The organism is Colwellia sp. MB02u-10, from assembly GCF_014077185.1.
GTDB lineage: Bacteria > Pseudomonadota > Gammaproteobacteria > Enterobacterales > Alteromonadaceae > Cognaticolwellia.
Genome location: NZ_JACGVK010000144.1, coordinates 1 through 767, shown reverse-complemented (window position 1 = coordinate 767; position 767 = coordinate 1). Strand labels below are relative to the sequence as shown.

Annotated in this window: 1 protein-coding gene; it reads left to right on the top strand. The window is 55.3% G+C overall.

Annotated elements, in window-relative coordinates:
- Nucleotides 1-767, top strand: a 767-nt coding sequence (locus H4J59_RS19100; RefSeq protein WP_220469894.1) for a YDG domain-containing protein, incomplete at both ends; no start/stop codon positions are given.

Here is a 767-nt window from a genome sequence, read left to right as displayed (position 1 = left end):
AACTACAGCATCACCGATCAGGCGACTGCCAGCGCGAATGTAAGCACTAAAGCGATCAGCATCAGTGGTATTACGGCAAGCAACAAAACCTACGATGCAAACACCGACGCGGTCCTTGATGTCTCAGGTGCTGCAGGCTGGATCGCCGGGGATGTTGTCACGGTGGCGAGCACGGGTACCTTTGACACTAAGGATGTCGGTACGGGCAAAACGGTTAACCTGAGCGCTACCAGCTATGGCGGCGTGGATAACACGAACTACAGCATCACCGATCAGGCGACTGCCAGCGCAAATGTAAGTACTAAAGCGATCAGCATCAGTGGCATCACTGCGGGCGACAAAACCTACGACGCGAACAAAGTAGCGGTCACTGATGTGACCGGTGCGGGTGGTTGGATCGCCGGGGATGTTGTCACGGTGGCGAGCACGGGTACCTTTGACACTAAGGATGTCGGTACGGGCAAAACGGTGGCACTGAGCACTACTTATGGCGGCGCGGATAACACGAACTACAGCATCACCGATCAGGCGACTGCCAGCGCAGATGTAAGCACTAAAGCGATCAGCATCAGTGGCATCACTGCGGGCGACAAAACCTACGATGCAAATACCGACGCGGCGCTTGATGTTTCGAGTGCTGCAGGCTGGATCGCTGGGGATGTTGTTACGGTGGCGAGCACGGGTACCTTTGATACTAAGCATGTCGGTACCGGTAAAACGGTTAACCTGAGCGCTACCAGCTATGGCGGTGCGGATAACACGAACTA